We start from the raw sequence: 25386 nt of genomic DNA on the forward strand, positions 1-25386 counted from the left end.
GCGCCCGCTTCTTTTATGCGGCCCTTGCGGAACTCTGGTCGCGCCGGGCGGTATTTGCAGTATCCGGCCGTATGGACGATCCGTCTTCGCGCTGAGTTGTGCGGCGGTTCAGCTTGAACAGGCTGACAAGCTGCGCCAACGCATCGGCGCCCTGTGCCAGCGTCGTGCTGATGACCGTCGTGCGGGCGCTCATCGCCGCATTTTCCTGCGTCATCCGGTCCAACCGGTTGACGGCCTTGTTGATCTCGCTGATGCCGGCGGCCTGCTCGTCCGCCGCCTTGGAAATCGTGTCGACATTGCCGTCAATGTGCCGGACCAGTGAATCGATCTGCTTCAGTGCCTCACCGGTCTCGCCGACCAGCTTCACGCCCTCCAGAACTTCAGTCCCGGAATTGTTGATCAACGCCTTGATTTCCTTGGCGGCCTTGGCCGAACGTTGTGCGAGTTCACGCACTTCCTGTGCCACCACAGCAAAGCCCTTGCCAGCTTCGCCCGCACGCGCGGCTTCCACGCCGGCATTCAGCGCCAGAAGGTTGGTCTGGAAGGCGATTTCATCGATCACGCCGATGATCTGGCTGATTTCCCGCGATGCCGTCTCGATACGCTGCATGGCATCGACCGTGCGCTCCACGACTTCGGTGGAAGCAACGGTGGAAGCCCGCGCGCTCTGCACGAGTTTGCGCGTCTCTTTCATGTTTTCCGTCGAGGAGCGAACGGTCGCGGTAATTTCTTCGAGTGCGGCCGAGGTTTCCTCAAGCGCCACCGCCTGCTCACGCGACCGTTCGGCGAGATTGACGGAGGCTTCGCTGACTTCCTGACTGCTGCGGGTCAGGTCACCCGTCTGACCGAGAACATTCTCCAGCGTCTTCTGGAATTCGGCGATGGATTTGTTGAAATCCTGCCGCAGCCTTTCGAATTCGCCGACGAAGGGTTTGTCCAGCGTGACGCGGATATTGCATTGAGACAGACGCTCCAGCGCAGCCCCAAGCTCCTCGACCGCATGCACCCTGTCCGTCACATCAAAAGCAAATTTCACTACCTTGAAGACACGACCCCGGTCATCGATGATGGGATTATAGGAAGCCTGAATGAAGACCCGCTTGTTATCTTTGCCAAGTCGCATGAACTGCCCGGTCGAGAAATGGCCCTTGCCAAGTTCCTTCCAGAAATCCCGGTAATCCTGGGATTGGGCATAGGCGGGCTCGCAGAAGATCGAATGATGTTTGCCGATGACTTCTTCCGCCGTGTAACCGAGCGTCGCGAGGAAATTTTCGTTGGCGCCGAGGATTTTTCCGTCCGGCGTAAATTCGATCATGGCCTGCGCCCGGGAGAGCGCGGCGAGTTTGCCATCATCTTCGGCGCTCTTGCGCTTGATCACGGTGATATCGGTTGCGATCTTGACCACCTTGTAAGGTTTACCGAAACGGAACACCGGATTGTAAGAGGCTTCGATCCAGATTTCATCGCCATTTTTGGCTTGGCGCCGGTACTGACCCTGATCATATTCGCCGCGCGACAGCTTTGCCCAGAACGACTTGTATTCCGGCGAGGCGGCATCTTCGGAAGACAGGAATATGCTGTGGGAGCGCCCAACGATTTCAGACGGCTGATAGCCGACAGCCTTGCAGAAATTATCGTTCGCTTTCAAAATCTTGCCGGTCAGGTCGAACTCGATGATGGCCTGTGAACGGCTGAGCGCGTCAAGCACCGCAGAAGCGTCCAGACCAAATTTGGAAAAGTGAGACATATGCTTGAACCCTCAACAGTAACCAATATGCGGACCGCTTCACCCGTGAAATATAAGGATGAAAAACGGTCAGTCCGCCTGCACGCGAAACTAGCCGGGCACGGTTAAATTGCGATTAATGATGACTTATAACTATTGCTCCACAACCTCGATCAACTGCCAACACGCTTTGCCGCAGAAATACTCGCCTTGTTTATTTCCGACCGCTTATTTGCCACAGTGCTCATATTTCTGCATCAACGACGCGATGCGGCCTTTCATCCAAACGGCATTCATTGTTATGGCGAGGTGAAAGACTAGTTTGCAGGAGCGCCGATGACCAAGACCCTGAAATGCGATGTGCTGGTGATCGGCACCGGCATTATCGGTTCCGTGGCGGCGCTTTATCTGCAGAATGCCGGACGCGACGTCGTGCTTCTGGAGCGTGGCGAAGTTGCGCGGGGGGCGAGTTCCGGCAATGCCGGCATTCTGGCCTTCCCTGAAATCATTCCCATCCCAGCGCCCGACATCATGAAAAAAGCACCCCGCTGGCTGTTCGATCCGCTGGGGCCTCTCAGCGTGCCGCCGGCCTATGCGCCCAAGATTGCGCCCTGGTTATGGCGTTTCTGGCGCGCCAGCGCGGAGCGGAACTTCCGTCACGGGCTGAAGGCGCTTACGGAAATAAACCGGCTGGCGGCCGTGGAAATGGCCCATGTTGCCGCCATGCCGGAACTCTCGCACCTCGTTTCAAAAACCGGAACGCTCGATCTTTACGACAGCGAGGCGAGTCTCAATGCCGCGCGCAGGGACTGGGATGAAAAGCAAAGCGCCGGTTTCACCTTTGAGCGTGTCGGCCGCAACGAGATCGATGCCTTGCAGCCGGGCCTCGCGCCGCAGTTCCGCCACGCCATATTCTCTCCCGATGGCCTGCAGGTCTCCGACCCCTATGATTTCACCCGCGCCATTTTCGATCTGGTGGTTGCCCGTGGCGCCAGCCTGCGCAAGGGGGAGGCCGAGCGCATCGATGCCGTCGGCGAAAGCACGATCGTGACGCTCGAAAACGGCGACAAGATCGACGCCGACAAAGTGGTGATCGCCTGCGGCGCGTGGTCGAGAAAGCTTGCTGCAACGCTGGGCAACATCGTGCCGCTGGAGACCGAACGCGGTTACAACACCACCCTGCCCGCTGGAGCCTTCAACCTGACGCGCCAGCTTTATTTCAATGATCATGGCTTCGTGGTCACCCCGCTGTCGACGGGCATCCGCGTCGGCGGCGCCGTCGAACTCGGTGGGCTCGAACTGAAACCGAATTTCCGCCGCGCCGAAGCAATGCTGAAGAAGGCCGGGCGTTTCCTACCCGGACTGAAGCTGGAGGGTGGGCAGCAATGGATGGGGTTTCGCCCGTCAATGCCGGACTGTCTTCCCGTCATCGGCACGGCCCGCGCCACGCCCTCCGTGATCTATGCCTTCGGCCATGGCCATCTGGGGCTGACACAATCGGCAGCCACGGCGCGTCTGGTGACGCAGTTGGTCAACGGCGAGGAGACGGCAATATCGGCCGACCCGTTCCGGCCAGGACGGTTTTCCTGAAGGAAGAGGCTTGGCCTATTTCACCTGCTGCATGGAATCGTCCGGAAACGTCACCTCGGCGAAGGACGGATAGACTTTGCGCAAGATGGTGACCTGCTGCTGGTCACTGACACGCAGAAGATACCATTCCGCACCATCCATCAGTGCCAGCGTATGGGATTTCGCCTCGATCGTTTGGCCACCGGTTTCCATGACCGTTTTCGTCGGAACAAGCGCATAGGGCGTTCCGTCAGGCGTTTGCGCGAGGCTGATCGCCTGCGTATCCATGCTGAATTCGGTTATCTTGACCGCCGCGAGCGCCATCTGCATCTGCGCCGTCAAGGCGCCGCGCAATTGCTCCACGGTGATACCGGCCTCGCTTGCGATGAATTCAAAGACTTTCGGCGGCACCGTCTTGCTGACAGTTCCAAAATCCTGCGCATTCAAAGCCGTGCTGAACCGCTCGATCTGCGTGCGAAGACCGTCCTGCTCGGCAGGCGAAAGATCGCGCGACCAGACAGGATGCGCAATCGCCACCAGCAGGAACAGGCAATATACCAGACGCTTCATGGCTTGGCCTTTCCGGTTATCCGGCATCGCCCCGGTTCCCCGACCGGGAACCGCTCATGAACGAAATTACTCAGCGCAGCAGAACGAAACCCGCAGCCGAAAGCGCAAGGAAGACGACCAGGCCGCCAAGGAAGCCCGCGGATGTGAAGAAACCTGCAACCATGGCCAGCATCAGCACGCACAGCAGCATGGTGCCATACTTCGTCATGGCCAGAAAACCGTTATAGGTCTTTTCGTGCTCGGCGTAATTCATCTCGGCGCCAACTTCGACCGGACCCGTGTGATGTTCGCTCATTCCGCTTCCCCTTTGCTCCATCCGCCATGCCTGTCCTGCGAGACGATTTACCCGCGGACGATCACAGGTCCATGCCGGATTCTCCGGAGCCAGACGTAACATGAAGTCGTCGAAAAGCGCAATGCGTTCTGCGCGAAAGAGCGGCGACGGCATGCACGATGACTGCGCCGCCGGGCAAAGTATGCCATAGGGCAACATTCTTTCGCAAACGGTTGAAAAGCGGGCTTCGCCGCGCCGTTTCATGGCGGTTTTGGTTGCTTTTCGAACCGCCTGACCATACACGGGATTCTGTGGGGAGGAACTCTGGAACCTGTGGCAACGGATGCGCGTGGAGGTGCGGCCGCCGTAGGGATACCGGACTTTGCTCTCCGCCATAAACCCGCAAAGGGCCCGCAAAAGGGAAGAGGGGAAAGTAATGAAATCGCTTTTAAAACTAAGCGCGCTGATAGACCTTGTGAGCGAAGCTCTGGGCAAGGTTGCCGGTTATCTCGTGCTCATCTGCTGCCTCGTCAGCGCCGGCAATGCCATGGTCCGTTACGCATTGAACTATAGTTCAAACGGCTGGCTGGAAATCCAGTGGTACATGTTCGCCTTCATCGTGCTGATCGGCGCGTCCTATACGCTGCGCATGAACGAACATGTGCGGGTCGACATCATCTATGGTGCCATCTCTCCGCGAAGCCGCCTGTGGGTGGACATCATCGGCATCGTGCTGTTTCTGATACCCGCCTGCTTTTACCTCGCCTGGCTGTCCTGGCCCATGTTCACGCTATCCTGGCATCAGGGTGAAATGTCCTCGAATGCCGGCGGTCTCATCCGCTGGCCCGTGAAACTCGTCATCTTCGCCGGTTTCGCCCTGCTGGTTCTTCAGGGGTTTTCCGAACTCATCAAGCGCGTCGGCGCCCTCAACGGGCTTTATGCGCTGGATACGAAGTACGAAAAGCCCCTGCAATGATCGCGCCGATCTGAACCTTCAGGATATTTCCCATGTTTGAATATGGTATTCTTCCACCACTGATGTTCCTCGGCATGATCATCTTCATGCTTTACGGATTCCCGGTTGCCTTCTCGCTTGCCACCGTCGGCCTCGTTTTCGGCGTCATCGGCATTTTCACCGAGCATTTTTCACCGGCCTTTCTTCAGGCCCTGCCGCTGCGCATCTTCGGCATCATCTCGAATGACCTGCTGCTCGCTATTCCCTTCTTCACCTTCATGGGCGCGATCCTTGAGCGATGTGGCCTTGCGGAGGACCTGCTTGAGGGAACCGGCAAGCTGTTCGGTGCCATTCCCGGCGGCCTTGCCTACGCCGTCATCATCGTCGGCGCGATCCTTGGCGCCATCACCGGCACGGTTGCGGCTTCCGTCATCACCATGGGCGTCATCTCGCTGCCGATCATGTTGAAATACGGTTATAATCCGCGGCTTGCCACCGGCGTCATCGCCGCATCGGGAACGATCACACAGGTCATCCCACCCTCCCTCGTCCTCATCGTTCTCGCCGACCAGCTCGGCAAATCCGTGGGCGACATGTATCTCGGCGCGATCGGCCCCTCGATCCTGCAGGTGGCGATCTTCATGCTGTTCATCCTGCTGATGTCGATCGTCAGGCCCAAGGACCTGCCGGCGCTGCCGCCGGAAGCCCGCGGTGAACTCAACCGGGCGCTGGTATTCCGCGTGCTGGCGGGCATGATCCCCTCCATCGTGCTGATCTTCCTGGTGCTCGGCACCATCTTCCTCGGCCTTGCAACACCCACAGAAGCGGGTGCGCTCGGTGTCGTCGGCGCCATGGCGCTGGCTGCGGCACACCGTCGTCTGAGCTGGGATCTCGTCAAGCAGGGCATGCATTCCACCATGCACATCACATCGATGGTGGTGTTCATTCTGGTCGGCGCCACCTGCTTCTCACTCGTCTTCCAGGGCATGGACGGTTCTCTGTGGATCGAGCACATGTTGTCGGGCATTCCGGGCGGCCCCATCGGCTTCCTGATCTTCGTCAACATCTTCATCTTCTTCCTCGCCTTCTTCCTCGATTTCTTCGAGATCGCCTTCATCGTCATTCCGATGCTGGCGCCGATCGCCCAGTCGCTCGGCATCGATCTCATCTGGTTCGGCGTGCTGATCTGCATCAACATGCAGACGAGCTTCATGCATCCGCCTTTTGGATTTGCACTATTCTACCTGCGCTCCATCGCGCCGCGCTCGGTCAAGACATCGGATATCTACATGGGCGCCATCCCGTGGCTCGGCATGCAGCTCATCCTCGTCGCCATCGTGATCTTCTGGCCGGAATCGGTCACCTATTGGCTCGACAAGGCGCCTGACGTCGATCTGAACTCCATCAAGATCGAGGTGCCCGCCTTCGGCAATCAGGGCGGCAACACCATGCCCAATTTCGGCCAGCCGGGCGGGTTGCCGGGCATGCCTAATCTCGGCGAACCGCCGAAGATCGGGCCTTGAGGTGTCTTGTAAGGGCTAGGCTAAACGCTTATAGTTGCGGAGTGGAAGACAGGGTTCCAGCCCTGCCTTCCGTTTGTTTATCGTTTGAAATGAAGCCGGACAGTCACTGACCAGCCTGCCCGGTTTTTCCTAATGACAAACGCAATGCTCAGTGGTTTCCACATCACATCACCTCCACAGTTGAGAGCAAGGCCTTTGCCGAGGTCGGCGTGGCCAATCCTCGCCGACACTCCGGCTGGCCACGGAGCCTGCTGCTTTTGCTCACAACAGACCCGATCGTAAATCATCCTTTGTTGTCGGATGCATGAAGGCATGCACGCACAACAAAAACCCCGGAGACCGAAATCTCCGAGGCTTTTGCCCGGTCCGCCGCCGTTACCGAATAATCAGAGCTTACCGTTACGCTGCTGGATCATCATGAACGTATCGAAAGTGTATTCCGCAAGCTGCATCCACAGATAGCCCTCGCGCTTGAAGGCGACCTGGTCCTCGTAAATCTTCTTGAAGTCCGGGTTGGATGCCGAGATGTTGGCGTAAACTTCCAGCGCAGCCTTGTAGCAGGCTTCGAGGATTTCCTGGCTGAAGGGCCGCAGCACCGCACCTTCCGACACCAGCTGCTTGATGGCAATCGGGTTCTTCGCGTCGTATTTCGCCATCATGCTGGTGTTGGCGAATGCACAGGCATCCTGCAGCACCATCTGATAATTCTTCGGCAGGCTGTTCCACTTGTCCAGATTGACGAAGGAATGGATGACCGGGCCGCCTTCCCAGAAGGCCGGATAATAATAATACTTCGCCACCTTCTGGAAGCCGAGCTTGTGGTCGTCATAAGGACCGACCCATTCCGCCGCATCGATGGTGCCTTTTTCCAGCGCCGGATAGATGTCGCCGCCGGCGATCTGCTGCGGCACGACACCAAGCTTTTCCACCACCTTGCCGGCGAGACCGGCAATGCGCATCTTCACGCCCTTGAAATCGTCGACAGTATTGATTTCCTTGCGGAACCAGCCGCCCATCTGGGCGCCGGTATTGCCTGAGATCATCCCGTAGAGATTATGCTTGGCGTAAAACTCGTTAAGCAGCTTGTTGCCGTTGCCTTCATAGAACCAGGAATTGGTCAGACGGGCATTGAGGCCGAAAGGTATCGCCGTACCGATGGCGAAGGTCGGGTCCTTGCCGACGTAATAATAAGAGCAGGTGTGGCACATTTCCACGGTGCCTGATGACACGGCATCGGCCGCCTGCAGGCCGGGGACGATTTCACCGGCGGCAAAGGGCTGGATGGTGAAATTACCGTCGGTCGCTGCCGCGACGTGCTTGGCAATATCCTCGGCGCCGCCATAGATCGTGTCGAGCGATTTCGGAAATGACGACGTCAGGCGCCAGTTGATCTTGGTATTCTGCTGTGCAATGGCAGGTGCGGCCAGAGCTGTGGCAGCTCCCGCAAGCGCACCTTTTTTCATAAAGGAACGGCGATCCATCTATATCCTCCCAGATATGAACCCTGCCCGCAGCTTTGAATTCCCCTCGTTGCTGTTCAGGCATCGTAGCGAAGTAAGCACGGTTCCAGCCCGGCTGACAAGCACCCGTTCCAAGAATTAATCGCGGAAAAACCGGCCGTTTCGGGAATTTTCAGGACTTCTCCTTCGTATTTTATTTGCAACTGAAATATCCGGGCGACACCTTATACTTTAGGCGCATATATGACCGATGGAACGTAAAACACATGCTTGACTTGGCCCACGGGCAGTCGCACAAATTTCGGAGATTCGTCCCGGAGCCACCATGCCAAAACCCATCATCGCCGTCCCCGCCGACATCAGGCATTTTGCCGGAGCCGACTGGCACGCCGCGCAGAACCAGTATGTTTCCGCCGCTTTGAAGGTGGCTGATGTCATGTCCTTCATCGTCCCGGCCTTCGAGGATGGTAACGAGGTGGACGCCATTCTCGACCGGGTGGATGGACTGCTCGTGTCCGGCTCCGCCACCAATGTGCATCCTTCCCTCTACGGCAAGGAGGCGCAGGAAAGCGACGGACCTTTCGACCCGGCCCGCGACGCTACCAGCCTGCCGCTCATCCGCCGCGCCATCGAGCGCGGTATTCCGATGCTGGCCATCTGCCGCGGTATTCAGGAGCTGAACGTGGCGCTTGGCGGCACGCTGGCTTCCGAAATTCAGGAACAACCCGGAACATGGGACCACCGCAAACCGGAACATGACGACCGTGACATCGCCTTCGCCATCCGCCAGCCGGTGCATGTGCGTGAAGGCTCCTGCATTGCGCAGCATCTCGGCATGGCTGGTGAAATCCAGATCAACTCCCTGCACCGGCAGGCGATTGCCGAAACCGCGCCGCGCCTGCAGGTGGAAGCGACGGCCGAGGATGGCACCATCGAGGCCGTCTCCGTCATCGACGCCAAGGGTTTTGCTGTCGGCGTGCAGTGGCATCCGGAATATTGGGCCGAGACGGATGCACCGTCCCGTGCGTTGTTCGAAGCCTTTGGCAAGGCTGTTCACGCGTACCGAAACAGCAAGGCCTGACAATCGGCACCTGCCCTCCAGCCCGGATCGCGTCCCTGTCGTCAGCGCATAAAAAAGGGGCAAGCCCTAAAAGCTTGCCCCAAGTCCGGGAGGAGGAGGATTTAACGCTTTGCGCGTTTCTTCTGGCGGTAAACGTCGGCGACAACGGCGGCGACGATGATCAGGCCCTTGACGATCTCCTGGTAATAGGCGTCGACCCTGAGGAACGTGAAGCCTGAAGTCATGACGCCAAGAATGATGGTGCCGATGACAGTTCCGGTGATGCGGCCAGCACCGCCAGCAAGCGAGGTGCCGCCGATAACGGCCGCGGCGATGGCATCAAGCTCATACATCACGCCCATGCCGGCCTGCGCCGTCTGTGCGCGGGCAGCGGTGACGACACCGGCGAGACCGGCCAGCAGACCGGCAATGGCATAGACCTTGATCAGATGCGCTTCGATGTTGATACCGGAAACGCGGGCCGCCTGCTGGTTGGCGCCGATGGCATAGGTGAACTTGCCGTAACGCGTATAACGCAGCGCCACATGGAAGATGACGGCGACGACGAGGAACACCACGACCGGCCAGATGCCCGTGCCGATGAAGTTGAACCCATCCGTCAGGCCGGAAATCGGCTGACCCTTTGTATACCACTTGGAGAGACCACGCGCCGTGACCATCATGCCGAGTGTTGCGATGAAGGGCGGAATTTTGGTGCGCGCGATGAGCTGCCCGTTGATGAAGCCAGCAAGGGCACCGGCCAACACGCCAACGGCCAGCGGGATGAAGAAGGGCAGATCGGTCAACCCCGGATAAAGGGCCCGCGGCCATGTGGATGATTGCCCGACGCTGGCGGACAACATCGCCGTCAGGCCGACGACGGAGCCGGAGGAAAGGTCGATACCGCCCGTGATGATGACCTGCGTCACACCGACGGCGATAATGCCGATCACCGACACCTGCAGGATCATGATCGTCAGGCGCTGCTGGTTCATCAAAAAGCTCTGGCCGATGAAAATCCAGCCGAGAATTTCATAAACCAGCGCGATGCCAATCAGTACGAAAAAGATATTGGCCTCTGGCGGGATGCGCCGGTGCGGCTTGCGTCCGGATTTTGCATCCAACTCCACGTTGGCGGCGTTCGTAGTCATAATCGTTCCTCCTCGAGAAATCCCGGCGCGCCTCACCGCGATGCGAGATCCATCACCTTCACCTGTGTGGCTTCACTTCTATCAAGGAAACCCGTCACCCGACCCTCATGCATGACCATGACACGATCGCTCATACCCAGAACCTCCGGCATTTCGGAGGAAATCATGATGACGGCGACGCCTTGACGCGCCATCTCGCAAACCAGCTTGTGAATTTCCGCCTTGGCGCCGACATCGATACCGCGCGTCGGCTCATCCAGAATAAGAATACGCGGCTTGGTCAGCATCCAGCGGCCGATCAGCACCTTTTGCTGGTTGCCGCCCGACAGGTTCTCGATGCGCTCATAAAGATGCGGCGTCTTGACCCGGAGCTTGCGGCACATTTCCTCGCAGGCATCCGATAGCGCGCTTTCCTGCACGAAACCATTGGCGACATATTTGTCCTGCAGGACGGCGATCTGCATATTCTCGAGAATATTGAGAATGAGCAGACACCCCGTATCCTTACGGTCCTCCGTCAGGAACGCCATGCGATGACGGATCGCCTCGGTCGGGCTGCCGATCGAAACCTGTTTGCCGTCGATTGCAACGGTGCCCGATGATGCGGGTGTGACGCCGAACACCGTCTCGGCGACATTGGAGCGTCCCGAACCGACAAGACCCGCGACACCGAGAATTTCACCGGCGCGGACATCGAATGACACATCATGGAACACGCCATTGAGCGTCAGATTCTTGACCGACAGCACGACGTCACCGATCGGAACCTCTTCCTTCGGAAACATCTGAGTGATTTCGCGGCCAACCATCATGCGGATGATGTCGTCACGCGTCACATCGGTGGAAGCGTGGGTGCCGATATATTTGCCGTCACGGAACACGGAAAACTCGTCAGCGATCTCGAACAGCTCGTTCATCTTGTGAGTGATGTAGACGATGCCGATACCGCGCTCCCTCAGATCGCGAATGATGCGGAAGAGATGCTCGACCTCGCGTTCCGTCAAAGCCGATGTCGGCTCATCCATGATCAGAACGTCGGAGTCGTAGGAAACCGCCTTGGCGATCTCGACCATCTGACGACTGGCGACGGAAAGTTCGCCGACACGCGTTTCCGGATCAAGATCGATGCCCAGTCGTTCCAGCAGGGTCTGGGTGCGGCGATACATTTCGCCATGATCGATGAAGCCCAGCCGGTTTTTCGGCTCCCGCCTGATCCAGATGTTTTCGGCTACCGTCATATAGGCCATCAGGTTCAGTTCCTGATGGATCATGGCGATGCCGTTTTCCAGAGCATCAAGCGGAGAATCGAGCCGGATCGGCGCGCCCTTCAGGCGGATTTCGCCTTGGTCCGGCTGGTAGATGCCGGCGAGAATCTTCATCAGCGTCGATTTGCCGGCGCCATTTTCGCCCATCAGCGCATGTACGGTGCCGCGCTTGAGGTGGAACTGCACATCATCGAGCGCCACGACGCCGGGAAATTCCTTGCGTATGCCATCCGCCGCGAGAAGAAACTCGGCATTCGGCACAGCTCCGCTGGCGCGCACGGCGGCCATTGTCGATGGACTGACGACCATCTCACCCTCCACAATAGTCAAAAAATACCGGTGACAGGCTTCGCCATAGGGCGCCTCGCCTCCGGGGAGGCCTACAGCGCCATGTCGGTCACGACCAAAGTACGCTGTAACAATTTGAATTCACTGAAATTCAATCCGGGTCCACACAGGCGCCGAAGCCATTACTCCAATGTCGTCGAAAACCGGCATCTGCTCGTCATATAGAAAACGGGCGCAGATGCCGGAACGCGGACGTTAGTTCTTGGCTACGTAGTCCTTGACGTTTTCAGGCGTGACGAGCTGGAAGGGAATGTAGACCTTCTTCTCGATCTTGTCGCCCTTGACGAGCTTCAGCGCGGCATCGAGCGCACCCTTGCCCTGCCCCGCGGCATCCTGGAAGACCGTGACGTCGAGATCGCCCGCCTGCATCGCGGCAAGCGCATCCTGCGTTGCGTCCACACCGGCGACGACATAGTCCTTCATGTCCTTACCGGCAGATTTCAGGGCCTGAATAGCGCCGATGGCCATTTCGTCGTTGTTGGCGATGACGGCATTGAACTCGACGCCGCTGGAAAGCCAGTTGGTGACGAGGTCCGAACCCTGGGTGCGCTGCCAGTTTGCGGTCTGTTCTTCCACGATCGAAATGCCCTTGCATTCATCGGTTTTCAGAACATCGTGAACGGCCTGCGTGCGCATGCGCGCGCCCTGATTGGACAATTCGCCCATCATGACGACGGCCTTGCCCTTGCCACCGAGAAGGCGGCAGACTTCCTTGGTTTCGAGCGTACCGGCGACCGTTTCTTCAGAAGCCACGAACGCCTGGCCGTCCGGCAGGCTGTCAACGTTCACCGGCTGGCGGTTGACATAAACCAGCGGGATTTTGGCCTCGGCAGCGAGCTTCGACATGGCCGCCGTCGCATCCGTATCAACCGGGTTGACGATGATCGCATCGACCTTGGAAGCGATAAAATTCTGGATCTGGCTCTGCTGCTTGGCGACGTCGTTCTGCGCGTCCTCGACCTGCAGGGTGACGCCCTTCAGTTCCTTGGAATAATCCTGCATGCCGTTGCGCAGCACGGTCAGGAAGTTGTCATCGAACAGCGCCATCGAGACACCGACCGTCTCCGCATGTGCCGCTGTGCCGAGAAGCACAGACATGGCTGCGCCAATGATAAATTTCTTCATTGCGTTTTCTCCTCCATGGCGTCCGGTGCCGCCTCTCCCAACCGGAGGCGAACCCGAAAGCCCGCCGCAACCTCCTCAGATTCAGAAAACGGAATAATGAAACCGATTTTCTGTCTGTTCGATATATTTATTCCATTTTTGGTTCGAACGTCAATGCTTTCTTCGCAGCCCCACGACAAAGCGGCACACAAGGCGGTGATAAAGGGAAATTCCTGAAGACACGCGTTCCGGACTGGGTTGCCAACGGCAATATCAAGACGCCATCAGCCTCATTCTCGCCCTTGAGGCGGAGAGCCATAAACCATTGAAATTGCGAACACCCGGTTCGAAACTCAGGATCAGGTCTACTATGATGGAAGATTTATTCCACACCGAAAACCGTCAGCCCTCTCTTCAGAGGGCCGCCGGAACATCCTGTCTCTTCATCTGGAACGTCTATGCGATACACCACGCTGCCCGTAAAAATCTGGCGGCAGATGGAGCGATTGACGAGCGGGCGTGATGGGCGCGTAGCGTCTTACAGGTGGGAACCGGGCATGACATCGGGGGGAATCGGGCAGACATATCTTCTGCCTTCGGTCTTTTCCTGCCACTCTTTTTTGGCATTGGCGAGTAGGTCCGGCGAGGTCATCAGCGCGAGGCCGGTGGAGGCAAGCGTTTTGGCGGCGTGCGCCATGGCCTTGTGGGCGGCGGGGCTTTTGCCCTGCGCCACCACCTGCCAGGTATGCGGATTGGTGCCGATTGCCCAGGCGGGCGTCCAGCATTGCGCCGTCGGCGTGATCCAGCTGACGTCGCCGACATCGGTGGAACCCGCCCGGAAATGCGACTCGCCCTCGAAATCGCGCAGGCCGAGATGCAGGGGCGTCGAGCCATCGATCTTACGGTTGGAAAAAACATCGCCCTTTATCTGGTAGAGCCGGATGCTGCTTTTGATCGCTTCTTCGGTAAAGGTATCCTGAATGCGTTTGGCGAAAGCGATATCCGCCTCATCGAAGGCGATAGGGCCAAGCGCCACCATGTTTTCATGCATCGCCGTTTCCAGCGTGATGTTAGGCAGAAGGTTGGTGGAGGCGGTATCGAAGACGATCTCAACCTCGGTCTCGGTCATCATCGCCGCGCCTTGCGCCACCTTGTCCACCCGTGCAGCAAGATCGAGCGCCTGGCGCATTTCCGGGGCGCGGATCAAGTAAAGCACTTCTGCCTTGGCCTGCACAACATTCGCCGCATTGCCGCCGGTATCGGTGATCGCATAATGCACCCGGCAATCCTGCGGCATATGTTCGCGCAGGAAATTGACGCCGACATTCATGAGTTCGACGGCATCAAGCGCCGAGCGGCCGAGATGGGCGGCGTTGGAAGCATGGGCCGCAACACCCTTGAAACGGTAGAAATATTCCAGCACGGCAAGATTGTTGGTGGAACGCACGCCGTTGAACGGGGCCGGATGCCAGGTCAGCGCCGCATCGACATCATCAAACAGGCCAGCCCGCACCATGAAGGTCTTGCCGGAACCGCCCTCCTCACCGGGGCAACCGTAATAACGTACGGTGCCGGGCAGATTATTGGCTTGCAGATGCCGGGCGAGCGCGATGGCCCCCATCAACGAGCCGACGCCGAGGAGGTTATGGCCGCAGCCATGGCCGGTGGCGTTCGCCTCGCGCGGCTGCACCTGCGCCAGATCGGCCACCTGGCTCATGCCGGCCAGCGCATCGAATTCGCCGAGGAAGGCAATGACCGGCTTGCCGCTGCCGAATTCGCCGATGAACGCCGTTTCCATGCCTGCCACGCCGCGGCGAACCGCAAAGCCGTTTTCCTCAAGCGCGGCGGCGAGAACGCCAGCGGATTGCCGTTCTTCAAATTTAAGCTCGGCAAAGTCCCAGATGCTGTCGCTTAGGGTGGTGAAGTCGGGCTTCATGGCCTCGACCTCGGCGGCAATCGACATCACGGCATCACGGTTCATGGCTTGTCCTCGCATTTTCGCCCTTTACGGGCACGCGCAAGCGCTTCGGCGGATGCACCGCCAAATCCTTGCACCCTATGATGGAAAGCCCGCGCCGGGGTCCGCCTCCGGCGCGGGCAACAGTGGATCAGTTGTCGACCGAGACTTCCCAGAGGCGGGCGTTCGACTGCCAGACCGGCTGGCCCTTGAGCTTCTTCGTGGCACCCCAGACATCGACCATGTCGTAGAGGAAGATGCCCGGCATTTCCTTCAGCATCAGCTCATGGAACTCATCGAAAATCTTCTGGCGTTTCGTCTGATCAGCCTCGACATAGGCCGCCTTCATCAGCTCTATCGCCTTCGGATCGTCCCACATCAGGGAGGCGTTCTTGTCCTTGTTGCCGACATAGAAGGCATACATCAGCGCCGGATCGAGACGCGGGGCGACCGACTGCGAGATCACCTGATAATTACCGGAGCGACGGCGATCGACCTGAGTGGCATAATCCAGCACCTCGATCTGCACGTTGAGACCCGCCTGCTGCATCATGGCCTGCGCCATGACGGCGGCCGGGAAGCTCGGCACGTTGCCACGCTTGTTGGCGATGATGGAGATCGGCTCGCCCTTGTAACCGGCGGCCTCCAGTTCCTTCTTCGCGGCCTCGATGTCATAGGCCGGACGCTTTTTCTGGGTCTCGCCGAAATAGACCGAGTCCTGCGAGACCATCGAACCGTTGGCTTCACCCGTGCCGTTCGATGCGGCAGCAACCAGTTCATCGAGATCGAGCGCCATCGCCATGGCGCGGCGCACGCCTGGATTGCTCAGAACCTTGTCGCGGGTCTGGATGTAGAACAGGTTCTTGCCGTTGTTGCGGGCAACGATGAGCTGCATCTTGTCATTGGTCTTGAATTCCGGAATGAGATCGGGAGAAATCTCGGCCGTGTCGAGCACGCCGGATTCAAGGCCGGCCTTCACCGTGGAGGCATCCGGAATGACCATGAACTTGATGCCATCAGCAAGCGGCCGCTTGGAGCCGACCATGCCATCAGGCTTGCCGTCATTTGCCGGCGAAACATAATCGGCGAATTTGGCGAGGCGGATATATTCGCCTTTCTTCCACTCGTCCCACTGGAACGGCCCGGTGCCGATCGGCTTGACGAAGCTGCCATCGGCAGCAACCGATTCCGGCGAGATCATGCCGGTATAACCGCATTCCGGCCGCGACATCAGGCCGAGGAAAACGGCGGAGGGCTTTTCAAGCGTGATCTGAACCGTCGATACATCCGTGGCCTTGACGCCGGTGACATGCGCTGCCCCGCCTTCCGCGAAATCGTTGAGGCAGGTCCATTTGGTTTCCGGCTTCAGATAACGTGTCCAGTTCCAGGCAACATCCTCTGCGGTGAGCGGCTTGCCATTGTGGAATTTCACGTCCTTGCGCAGCTTGAACGTATAGGTCAGGCCGTCAGCCGAAACATCGACGCTTTCGGCCAGAAGCGGCTTCACCTCTCCGGCATTGTTATAACCGACGAGGCCTTCGACGATGTGCAGGATAACCCCGTCCGTATTGCCGTCGCGGTTCACACCAGGATTGTTGCTGCGCAGATCCGAGCTTTGCGCAATGGTGATATCGCGGGCCGCCGCGATATTGGCCGTTACCAGCAGGGCAACGCCTGCGAGAAGAAGTTTTTTCACTGTTCTACCCTCTTTGTTGTCGTTGATTGTAATTGATTAAAAACCGTCCCAGCAGGCCTGTGCCAGCCGGCCGATCGTCTCAAGCGCGATGGTGTATCCCGGCGTGCCGTCAGGCATGGTTTGCGGAACCTCATCGGTATAGGTGGTGATGATGAAGGACGGCGCGCCGTTTCTGTAGACGATGCCGGCATCCATGCGCCCACGCTTGCCGCGGCCACTCTTGCTGGCCACCACGGCCTCGAAAGGCAGGCGGGAGCGAATTCCATAACGCAAAATCTGGTTCTTCAGCGTCTGCATGGCCCAATCGCACAATTGCGGGCTGCAACCGAGCTTTGCCTGCGCCTCCGGCGAAGATTGCGCATCGAGAATGGTCTGCAGTAGAAGCACCTGATCCGCCGCCGAGGTGGTCGTAACTGTCTTTAACGGATGGTCGGCCGCCAGCGCCAGCGGCGGGATGAGGAAACGGTGGTGGGTATTGGCCATGCCGAGCGATTTGCAATAGCCGTCCACCTCTTCCAGCGTCAGCCGTTCGAGCACCATCTTGGTGCAGACATTGTCGCTCAGCACCATCATGCCGGCGACGGCATCGCGTAGTGAGATGACGATGCCCGACGTCATGTAACGGAACATGCCGCTCGCGACCTCTTCCGCCAGCCGTTTTTCATAGGTAACGGGCTGGTCGAGATCGATCCGCCCTTCGCTGGCGGCCTTGAGCACGGCCATCATGATCGACGTCTTGCGGGTGCTGCCCGATGGCGTCTCCTCGTTTTCTCCCCGGCCGATCTCTTCGCCGGTCAGGAGATTGCGCACCATGAAGCGCGTCACGAAAGGCTGTGCATCACAGATCGCATTTAATTGGGCAGCCACAGTCATTGTCATCTTCCTGTTAAACTTCATCTTCCAGACGCCATTTCAGTGTCACGCCGCCCTTTTCATTCTGGTCGAGGGCGGGAATGGCCGAGAGCAGCCGGCGCGTATAGGCCTCCCTCGGACTGTCGAAAATCGTGTCGCGGTCACCCTCTTCGATGATGCGGCCGTCCTGCATGACGACGACACGGTCGGCCACCTGCTCCACCACGCCAAGATCGTGGCTGATGAACAGGCAGGAAAAGCCATAACGTTTCTGCAGATCGGAAAAGAGATCGAGCACCTGCGCCCGCACTGTCACGTCGAGTGCCGAGACCGGTTCGTCGGCGATCAGGAACCGCGGACGGCGGGCAATGGCGCGGGCAATCGCCACGCGCTGGCGCTGGCCGCCGGAAAGCTCGTGCGGGTAGCGGGCGGCAAAATCGGCGCCGAGCCCCACTTCCTCCAGCGTTTCCAGCGCCCGCTTGCGCTTGGCGGCCTGGTCGAGGTCAGACACGAGCCGCAGCGCCTCCTCCACCAGCGCCTGGATGGTCATGCGCGGATCGAGCGAGGAATAGGGATCCTGAAACACCATCTGGCAATTCAGGCGATAGTCCTGCCAGTCCTCGTTGCGCTCGCGGCCCTGAAAGCGGATATGCCCTTCGCTTTCCTGCACAAGCCCGGCGATGGTGCGGCCAAGCGTCGTTTTGCCGGAACCGGAACCACCGACGAGCGCCACGACCTCGCCCTCATGAATATCGATGCTGACGCCGTGCAGCGCCCGCTTCGGTTTGGCTTTTTTCAGCAGGGATTTGCGGCCGGCATAATCCACAACGATATCGCGGGCCGAAACCATTGGCGCCTTGGAGGTGTCGATGCTGCGCGGCTCACCACGGAATGGCAGGGAGGAAAGCAGCTTTTTCGTATAGGGGTGCTGCGGCGCGTCCAACAGGTCCTCGGTGCGGCCCTGTTCGACGATCGTGCCTTTTTCCATCACCACGATACGGCTGGTATAACGTGCCACCATCGGCAGATCGTGACTGATGAGGAGAACGGCAGTGCCTTCCGCCCGCGTCAGTTCCACCATCAGTTCCATGACATCGCGCTGGATGACCGCGTCAAGCGCCGTCGTCGGTTCGTCGGCAATCAGCAAAGCGGGTTTCAGCAGCATGACCGAGGCCAGCATGATACGCTGGCGCATGCCGCCGGAAAACTCGTGCGGATAGGCCGTCAGCGCACCTTCGGGATCGCGGATACCGACCCGGCGCAGCATGTCGAGAATTTTCTCGCGGCGCTCTTCAGGCGACAACTTCGTGTGAAGGATCAGCCCCTCTTCCAGCTGCCGGCCAATCGTCATCGATGGGTTGAGCGAGGTCATCGGCTCCTGAAATACCACGCCGATCTCCGCGCCGCGCAGACGCCGAAGATCCTTCACCGGCAGGGACATGACATCCTGCCCCTTGTAGATGATCGATCCGCCGGTGACGGCGATGGCCGGTGGCAGAAGCGAGATGAGCGCGCGGGTGGCCAGCGTCTTGCCCGATCCGCTTTCGCCGACGATGCCGAAGATTTCGCCCGCGGCAATATCGAAGGAGACATCCTTGACCACCCGGTGGCCGGTTCTGGCGACTTCGAGCGAAAGGCCGCGAACAGTGAGAAGTGTATTGTCTGTCATTTGAGACCTCTCATGCGCGGGTCAAGCCTGTCGCGAAGGGCATCGCCCAGAAGATTGATGCCAAGCAGCGTCAGCGCGATGCAGAGACCGGGGAAAAGCCCGAGCCACACGGCCTGCTGAATGAAGGGCCGCCCGGCGGCCAGCATGTTGCCCCAGGTGGGCGCCGGCGGCGGCACGCCGAGACCGAGGAAGGACAGCGCACTTTCCGACAGGATGGCCCAACCGAACATGGAGGTGGCAAGAACCGTGATCGGCGCGATGCAATTGGGCAGGATGTGGCGGAACATGGTGTAGATCTCGCCATTGCCCATCACCAGCGACGCCTCGATGAATTCCCGCTCGCGCAGAGAAAGCACGGCACCGCGCACCACGCGGGCCATGGATGGCGTATAGGCGATGCCGAGCGCGAAGATAATGCCATACTGGTTTGCGCCGAAAACCGCGAGCAGACCGAGCGCCAGCAGAATGCCCGGAAAGGCCAAGAGCGCATTGTTAATGGCCATGATGACACCATCCACCCAGCCGCGCGCATAACCGCTGACAAGGCCGATCAGCGTGCCGAAGATCGTCGCGAAGCTGACCGTCAGGAAGCCGATCCAGACGCTGGCCCGCGCGCCGACCATAAGCCGGCTCAAAACATCGCGCCCGAATTCGTCGGTGCCGAGAAGATGGCTGGCGCTTGGGCCGGCCAGACGCGAGGCAAAGCCGAGCTTCATCGGATCGTAAGGCGTCCAGAGCAGGCCGGTGATCGCGGTGATGAGCAGGACGGCGATGAGGAAGCCGCCGATAAGCCCGTTAAGTGTGAACTTTTTCATTCGGCAACCACACGCGGATCGAAGAGGGGATAAAGAAGGTCGACGAACAGGTTGACCAGCACATAGGACAGCGAAACGAACAGCAGGCAGCCCTGGATCACGGGGTAGTCGCGGGCAAAAATACTGTCGACCATCAGCCGTCCGAGCCCCGGAATGGTGAACACCGTCTCGATGACGGCGATGCCGCCGAGAAGATTGCCGAGAATGAGGCCGATCATCGTCCAGGTCGGGCCGAAGGCGTTCTTGAAGGCGTGCCGCCAGAGGACAGCACTTTCCGAGAGGCCCTTGGCACGGGCGTGGGTGATGTAATCCAGCCGCAGCACTTCCAGTGTCGAGGCGCGCGCCATGCGGATCAGAACGCCCATTTCGTGGATCACCAGCGTCATGACTGGCAGGACGAGATAAAGCATGCCGCCGACGAGATTGTCGCTGATCGACACGTATCCCAGCACCGGCAGCCAGCCGAGCTTGAGGCCGAAGAACAGCAGAAGCAAAAGACCGAGCCAGAATGTTGGGATGGAGAGGAGCAGGGTCGCCGTTCCCACGAGCGCGAGGTCGGTCAGGCTGTTCTGTTTCCAGGCGGCGATCACACCCGCCGGAACTGCAATCAGGCTGGCGAGCAGAACGGCGACCACGACGATCTCGGCGCTGACGAGAAAGCGCGAGACGACCAGCGGCAACACCGCTTCGTCATTAACAATGGAGCGGCCGAAATCGCCCTGCACCACATTGCCGGCCCAGATGACGAATTGTTGCGGCATGGACTTGTCCAGGCCGAGTTCGGTCCTCATGGCTTCGATCTGTTCCGGTTGCGCCATGTCGCCCAGCATCAGGGCAGCCGGATCACCCGGAATGAAGCGGATGAGCGCAAAGACCGTGATCGACACGAATGCGATCGTCGGCAGCGCCATCAAAAGACGGCTCAGTATGAATCTTATCATCGGTTCCCCACGATTGATGGCCGGGAATGACATCCCGCCTCTATCGGTTTCGTTGCTGGTGACTATGACGGATTGAGAAATATCACGCAATATTATGCGTAAATGTCATATGTCTATGCAGAATGGCGGCGCGTTTCATCCTGATGAGGACAATGAGATTTCCCGCCCAAAATCCCGTTTTCAGTCGATTTTTTGCGAAAGCTGGATTTCCCGCTTCAGGGCATCGCTGAGCGCCTGGGCGGCGATGGACAAGGGCGCGCCCGACGCGCGGGCAAGGCCGAATTCCTGCGTCGACTGCGGGACGAATGGTCGGGCGACAACGGGAAGATGCCGGTAGAGATTCGCATAAAAACTGCTGATGATCGTCACCCCCAGCCCGTGCGCCACATAGGCGCAGGCGGAACTGTTGGTGTGAGTCTCGATCTTCACCATCGGCTTCACACCCGCCTTCTTGAACACTTGATCAAGCGCCATGCGGTTTGGCCGCTGGCGGCCGATGAGGATCAGCGGAATATTGCGCAGGTCCTTGACGGTGATCTCTTGAAGGTCGGCCAGCGGATGATCCTCCCGGACCACGCAGACACTCTTGCCGGTCGCAACACGCTCTACATCGATGCCCGGTCCGATCTCGCCTTCCATCCGCAAAAAGCCGAGATCGATCACCCGCTCACCCACCAGCTTGTTGATGGCGGTGGTCGTCTCGAAGAAGGTTTCGATACGCACGCCGGGAAAATCCCGGACATAATCGATCAGCATGGCGGGCGCGAAATTTTCCCACATGCTGCTCGGCAGGCCGATGCGAACGATTTCCGGACCGGCGGCACCATTGCGCAGATCTTCTGCGTGGCCGGACATGCGATCGACTGCGAGCAGCACATTTTCCGCATCACGCGCAAGAAGTGCCGCCTCCGGCGTTGGGATCAACCGCCCCTTGTCACGGGCAAACAGCGTCAGCGACAGATCCGATTCGAGCTGCGCCAGAAGCCGGCTGACACCGGACTGGCTGAGACCCATCGCTTTTGCCGTGGCAATGGTCGAGCCGGTGGAAAGAAGCGTGCGCAGGACTTCGAGCTGCTTGATGTTCATAAGGCCAGCACCATGGGTGAAAAACGAGCCGGTAGCGGTTCAAACCTTTTGCCGCCGATAGTGCTTCATGTCACCGTTTTTTTATCCCGCGCTCAACAGCCGCCTACAATTTCACCTCATAGATCGTGTCGTGCGTCGCGACGCGTGCCTCGCCTGATGGAGCCACCGCCGCACGGCGATGACAACGTAGGACCGGCAAGAAGGCTGTTATTCCTCACGGAAGGCGCGGCTGATCTGGTCGGTGAGTGGTTTAGCGATATAGGACAGCGCCGTTCTTTCGCTGGTCTGGATGAAGGCCTCGGCGGGCATGCCCGGCATCAGCGGCGCATTGTTCAGCTTTTCCCGCTCGGTAACCGGCACGGAAATCCGCGCCAGATAATAGGAAAGACCGGTGCGCTGATCGGTGGTGATGTCAGCAGCAATACGGCTGACATGCCCCTCCAGTTCCGGCGTGACCCGCTGGTTGAAGGCGGTCATGCGTAGCATGGCCTTTTGCCCCACCTGAAGCTGGTCGATATCCTTCGGCACGATCTGCACCTCCAGCGCCAGCTCATCTCCGTCTGGCACGATCAGCATGATCGGATCGGCCGGCGTCACCACGCCGCCGACCGTATGCACGGCCATTTCATGCACCATGCCGGATTGCGGCGCGACGATATCGATGCGCTTCAACTCATCTTCTGCGGCAACCTTGCGCTCGACGAATTCGCCCATCTGGGCCTGTATCTCGCGTAATTCCCGGCCGACCTCGGTGCGCAATTCCTGATCGATCTGCAGGATCTGCAGCTTGGTTTCAGTGATACGCCCAGCCGTCTGCGCCTGATAGGCAATTTTTTCGCCGCGCTCGCCGCCGAAGGTCGCGGCCTGTGTCTGTAGACTGTTCAGCCGCTGCACGGATACGACGCCCTGTTCACGCAGGGATTTCTGCGAGGTGATTTCCGCTTCCAGTACCGCAAGGCCATTTTCATAAGCGACTTCCTGCGCCTTCAGCCCTTCGATTTCATGCTCGAACTGGGTGATGCGTTCGACAAGCTGCGCCTTGCGGCCCTCACGGTAGGATTTGCGGAATTCGAACAGCTTCGTTTCGCTGCGCATGGCGGAGGCGACATCGGGATCGTCGCTTCGCGTTATCAGAGCCCGCGGAAAGATGAGTTCCGAAAGGTCGTCGCGCTCCGCTTCCAGCCTTGCCATGCGCGCGCCAAGCTCATCCAGACGCTTGGTGACGATGGCGAGATTGGCGCGGGTCTGGGTCGCGTCAAGACGCATGACCACATCGCCCGCTTTCACCCTCTCTCCCTCATTCACCAGGATCTCGCCGACGACACCACCCTTCGGATGCTGCACCTTCTTCGTATAGGAATCCACCACCAGATGACCGGAAACGACCACCGCGCCGGCAAGATTGGTCGTCGCGGCCCAGCCGCCAACCCCGGCCAGCAGCGCTACGCCTGCGGCAAGACCGGCAAGAAGATGTTTGCGGATGGAGCGGGAGACATGGGTTCGCTGATCAATGTTTGGCATCCGCATCTCCTTGCTGACTCTCCTCATCCTGAACATCGCCCACCAGCGCGGGTTTGGGTTGGGCATTGGCCACGACACGCAGCGGCGAGACAGTCTGGGCGGATGCGGCAAATCCCTTGGTCGCCTTCGCCTGCGGAGCGCGCAGCACCTTCGACAGCACCTCGTCGCGTGGGCCGAAAGCCTTCATTCGCCCCTCTTCCATCATCAAAATGTAATCGACGGCGCCGATGGCACTCGGTCGGTGGGCGACGACGACGACAATACCGCCCCGCGCCTTGACCGATGTAATCGCCCTGACCACGGCGGCCTCGCCCTCGGCATCGAGATTGGCGTTCGGCTCGTCCAGCACCACGATAAAGGGATCGCCGTAAAGCGCCCGGGCAAGACCTATACGCTGGCGCTGGCCGGCCGAAAGTGCAGAACCCGCCTCGCCAATATCGCTGTCATAACCTTTTTCAAAACGCAGGATCAGCTCATGCGCACCGGCCGCTCTGGCCGCTGCAGTGATGGCCTCCGGATCGGGATTATCCTCGAAGCGCGAAATATTCTCGCCGATCGTGCCATCGAACAGCTCCACCCCCTGCGGCAGATAACCGATATGGCGACCGAGCGTTTCGCGATCCCATTGATCGAAGCTTGCGCCATCCAGCCGCACCTTGCCGGCGGCGGGCATCCAGGCGCCGGTGAGAATGCGCGCGAGCGTGGATTTGCCCGAGCCGGAAGGACCGATAACACCGAGCGCATTTCCGGCGGTTACGGCAAAACCAAGCCCGGTGACGGTGGGTTTTCTTTCTCCCGGCGGAACGATGGTGACATTTTCGACCCGCACTTCCTTTTCAGGCTTTGGCAGCGCCATGGCAGCGGCACTGGCCGGCATCTGCGCAAAAAGCTCTCTCAGCCGCGCCCAGCTCTGCCGGGCGGCGACGAAGGACTTCCAGTTGGAAATGGCGAGATCGACGGGCCCCAATGCCCGGCCCATCATGATCGAGCTTGCGATCATCACGCCGCCCGAGGCTTCCTGCCTGATGACCAGCCAGGCGCCAACCGCCAGAATGGCCGATTGCAGCACGACCCGCAGCGATTTTGCGAGATTGCCGAGACCACCGGCCACATCACCCGCCTTGCGGTTGGCGGCGAGGTAGGCCTCGTTGGAATTCTGCCAACGTTTGCCGAGCCGGCGGCCAAGCCCCATGGCCTGCACGACCTCGGCATTGCGGCGCGAGGCTTCCAGCTGCCGGTTGCGGGCCATGTTTTCCACCATGGTGTCGCGAATCGGCTTTTGTGAAAAGATATTCGTGAGGATCGTGAGCGACACCAGCAGCACGGCGCCGGCGAGCGCGGTCACGCCGATCCAGACATGAAACAGAAAACATATGCCGAGATAAAGCGGCATCCACGGCAGATCGAAAAAGGCCGTCGGCCCGGTGCCGGAGAGAAAACCGCGCACATTGTCGAGATCGCGCAGCGGCTGCAGCCCATCGCCCGGCATGCGGTTGACGAGCGGCAGGCGTACCACTGCGTCATGCACCTTGCCGGAATAACGCATGTCGAAATCTTCGCCGATGCGGATCAGGACACGTGCGCGAATGATATCAAGCAGGCACTGGAAACCGTAAAGGCCAAGCGCAAGCATTGCGAGCCCGACCAGTGTCGGCAGGCTGCCGCTGGCCAGCACCCGGTCATAGACCTGCAGCATGAACAGAGGCGACGTCAGCGCCAATATGTTGACCACGCCACTGACGAGCGCGACACCGAGAAACGTGCTTTTGAGGGGCGAAACAACCGCCGCAGTGAGGGACTGCGGCGGTGTCTGCTGGTGGTTTTGAAAGCCCACAGCCTGTTTT

Annotated in this window: 20 protein-coding genes; 4 read left to right on the forward strand and 16 right to left on the reverse strand. The window is 59.3% G+C overall.

Annotation, left to right across the window (positions count from 1 at the left end; translation table 11 throughout):
* Window positions 1–13: 13 nt before the first annotated feature.
* A complete protein-coding gene (locus tag O8B93_RS15885; RefSeq protein ID WP_269710895.1) occupies window positions 14–1747 on the reverse strand; it encodes a methyl-accepting chemotaxis protein in 1734 nt (577 codons plus the stop codon).
* A gap of 315 nt (window positions 1748–2062) precedes the next feature.
* On the opposite strand from O8B93_RS15885, the gene O8B93_RS15890 reads away from it, so the two are divergent.
* The gene (locus O8B93_RS15890; protein WP_269710896.1) at window positions 2063–3316 is read left to right on the forward strand and encodes an NAD(P)/FAD-dependent oxidoreductase; all 1254 of its coding nucleotides are present in this window, start codon (window positions 2063–2065) and stop codon (window positions 3314–3316) included.
* Window positions 3317–3331: 15 nt separating this feature from the next.
* Here the strand turns inward: O8B93_RS15890 and O8B93_RS15895 are convergent, their stop codons facing one another.
* Both O8B93_RS15895 and O8B93_RS15900 read right to left on the reverse strand, forming a co-directional pair.
* Window positions 3332–3865 carry a hypothetical protein gene (locus O8B93_RS15895; RefSeq protein ID WP_269710897.1) on the reverse strand — a complete coding sequence of 178 codons (534 nt, stop codon included), beginning with the start codon at window positions 3863–3865 and terminating at the stop codon, window positions 3332–3334.
* Window positions 3866–3935: 70 nt separating this feature from the next.
* Entirely contained in the window at window positions 3936–4160 is a 225-nt protein-coding gene (locus tag O8B93_RS15900; RefSeq protein WP_269710898.1) for an aa3-type cytochrome c oxidase subunit IV, read from the reverse strand.
* A 415-nt stretch (window positions 4161–4575) separates the two neighbouring features.
* On the opposite strand from O8B93_RS15900, the gene O8B93_RS15905 reads away from it, so the two are divergent.
* A complete protein-coding gene (locus O8B93_RS15905; protein WP_006315177.1) occupies window positions 4576–5115 on the forward strand; it encodes a TRAP transporter small permease subunit in 540 nt (179 codons plus the stop codon).
* Between the two features lie 32 nt (window positions 5116–5147).
* Window positions 5148–6617: a TRAP transporter large permease gene (locus O8B93_RS15910; RefSeq protein WP_269710899.1), complete on the forward strand. Its 1470-nt coding sequence runs from the start codon at window positions 5148–5150 to the stop codon at window positions 6615–6617.
* Between the two features lie 386 nt (window positions 6618–7003).
* Here the strand turns inward: O8B93_RS15910 and O8B93_RS15915 are convergent, their stop codons facing one another.
* Window positions 7004–8098: a TRAP transporter substrate-binding protein gene (locus O8B93_RS15915; RefSeq protein ID WP_269710900.1), complete on the reverse strand. Its 1095-nt coding sequence runs from the start codon at window positions 8096–8098 to the stop codon at window positions 7004–7006.
* Between the two features lie 304 nt (window positions 8099–8402).
* Between O8B93_RS15915 and O8B93_RS15920 the strand changes: the two genes are divergently transcribed.
* Complete coding sequence (locus O8B93_RS15920; protein ID WP_269710901.1) at window positions 8403–9158, forward strand: gamma-glutamyl-gamma-aminobutyrate hydrolase family protein; 756 nt, start codon at window positions 8403–8405, stop codon at window positions 9156–9158.
* Between the two features lie 101 nt (window positions 9159–9259).
* Here O8B93_RS15920 and O8B93_RS15925 read toward each other — a convergent pair whose 3' ends face one another.
* The 12 genes from O8B93_RS15925 to O8B93_RS15980 form a co-directional block, all read right to left on the reverse strand.
* Window positions 9260–10288: an ABC transporter permease gene (locus O8B93_RS15925; RefSeq protein ID WP_080829650.1), complete on the reverse strand. Its 1029-nt coding sequence runs from the start codon at window positions 10286–10288 to the stop codon at window positions 9260–9262.
* A gap of 32 nt (window positions 10289–10320) precedes the next feature.
* Window positions 10321–11862 carry a sugar ABC transporter ATP-binding protein gene (locus O8B93_RS15930; RefSeq protein ID WP_269710902.1) on the reverse strand — a complete coding sequence of 514 codons (1542 nt, stop codon included), beginning with the start codon at window positions 11860–11862 and terminating at the stop codon, window positions 10321–10323.
* 234 nt (window positions 11863–12096) lie between these two features.
* Window positions 12097–13026, reverse strand: coding sequence for a sugar ABC transporter substrate-binding protein (locus O8B93_RS15935; protein WP_269710903.1), 930 nt, complete (start codon window positions 13024–13026; stop codon window positions 12097–12099).
* 517 nt (window positions 13027–13543) lie between these two features.
* On the reverse strand, window positions 13544–14986 hold the full coding sequence (locus O8B93_RS15940) for a M20 family metallopeptidase (RefSeq protein ID WP_269710904.1): 1443 nt from the start codon (window positions 14984–14986) through the stop codon (window positions 13544–13546).
* 127 nt (window positions 14987–15113) lie between these two features.
* Entirely contained in the window at window positions 15114–16658 is a 1545-nt protein-coding gene (locus O8B93_RS15945) for an ABC transporter substrate-binding protein (protein ID WP_269710905.1), read from the reverse strand.
* Window positions 16659–16694: 36 nt separating this feature from the next.
* Window positions 16695–17531: a serine hydrolase gene (locus O8B93_RS15950; protein WP_269710906.1), complete on the reverse strand. Its 837-nt coding sequence runs from the start codon at window positions 17529–17531 to the stop codon at window positions 16695–16697.
* A gap of 13 nt (window positions 17532–17544) precedes the next feature.
* Window positions 17545–19179, reverse strand: a complete 1635-nt coding sequence (locus O8B93_RS15955; RefSeq protein ID WP_269710907.1) for an ABC transporter ATP-binding protein — start codon at window positions 19177–19179, stop codon at window positions 17545–17547.
* Complete coding sequence (locus O8B93_RS15960; RefSeq protein WP_269710908.1) at window positions 19176–19994, reverse strand: ABC transporter permease; 819 nt, start codon at window positions 19992–19994, stop codon at window positions 19176–19178. Before O8B93_RS15960 ends, O8B93_RS15955 begins: the two co-directional genes overlap by 4 nt.
* Entirely contained in the window at window positions 19991–20935 is a 945-nt protein-coding gene (locus O8B93_RS15965) for an ABC transporter permease (protein ID WP_003511005.1), read from the reverse strand. Before O8B93_RS15965 ends, O8B93_RS15960 begins: the two co-directional genes overlap by 4 nt.
* 180 nt (window positions 20936–21115) lie before the next feature.
* Complete coding sequence (locus O8B93_RS15970; protein ID WP_269710909.1) at window positions 21116–22021, reverse strand: LysR family transcriptional regulator; 906 nt, start codon at window positions 22019–22021, stop codon at window positions 21116–21118.
* A gap of 207 nt (window positions 22022–22228) precedes the next feature.
* Window positions 22229–23542, reverse strand: a complete 1314-nt coding sequence (locus O8B93_RS15975; RefSeq protein ID WP_269710910.1) for an HlyD family type I secretion periplasmic adaptor subunit — start codon at window positions 23540–23542, stop codon at window positions 22229–22231.
* Window positions 23529–25376 carry a type I secretion system permease/ATPase gene (locus tag O8B93_RS15980; protein ID WP_269710911.1) on the reverse strand — a complete coding sequence of 616 codons (1848 nt, stop codon included), beginning with the start codon at window positions 25374–25376 and terminating at the stop codon, window positions 23529–23531. Before O8B93_RS15980 ends, O8B93_RS15975 begins: the two co-directional genes overlap by 14 nt.
* Window positions 25377–25386 lie beyond the last annotated feature (10 nt).

Origin of the sequence: Martinezella rhizogenes (assembly GCF_027460065.1) — a bacterium.
In the GTDB taxonomy this organism is placed as follows: domain Bacteria; phylum Pseudomonadota; class Alphaproteobacteria; order Rhizobiales; family Rhizobiaceae; genus Agrobacterium; species Agrobacterium rhizogenes_C.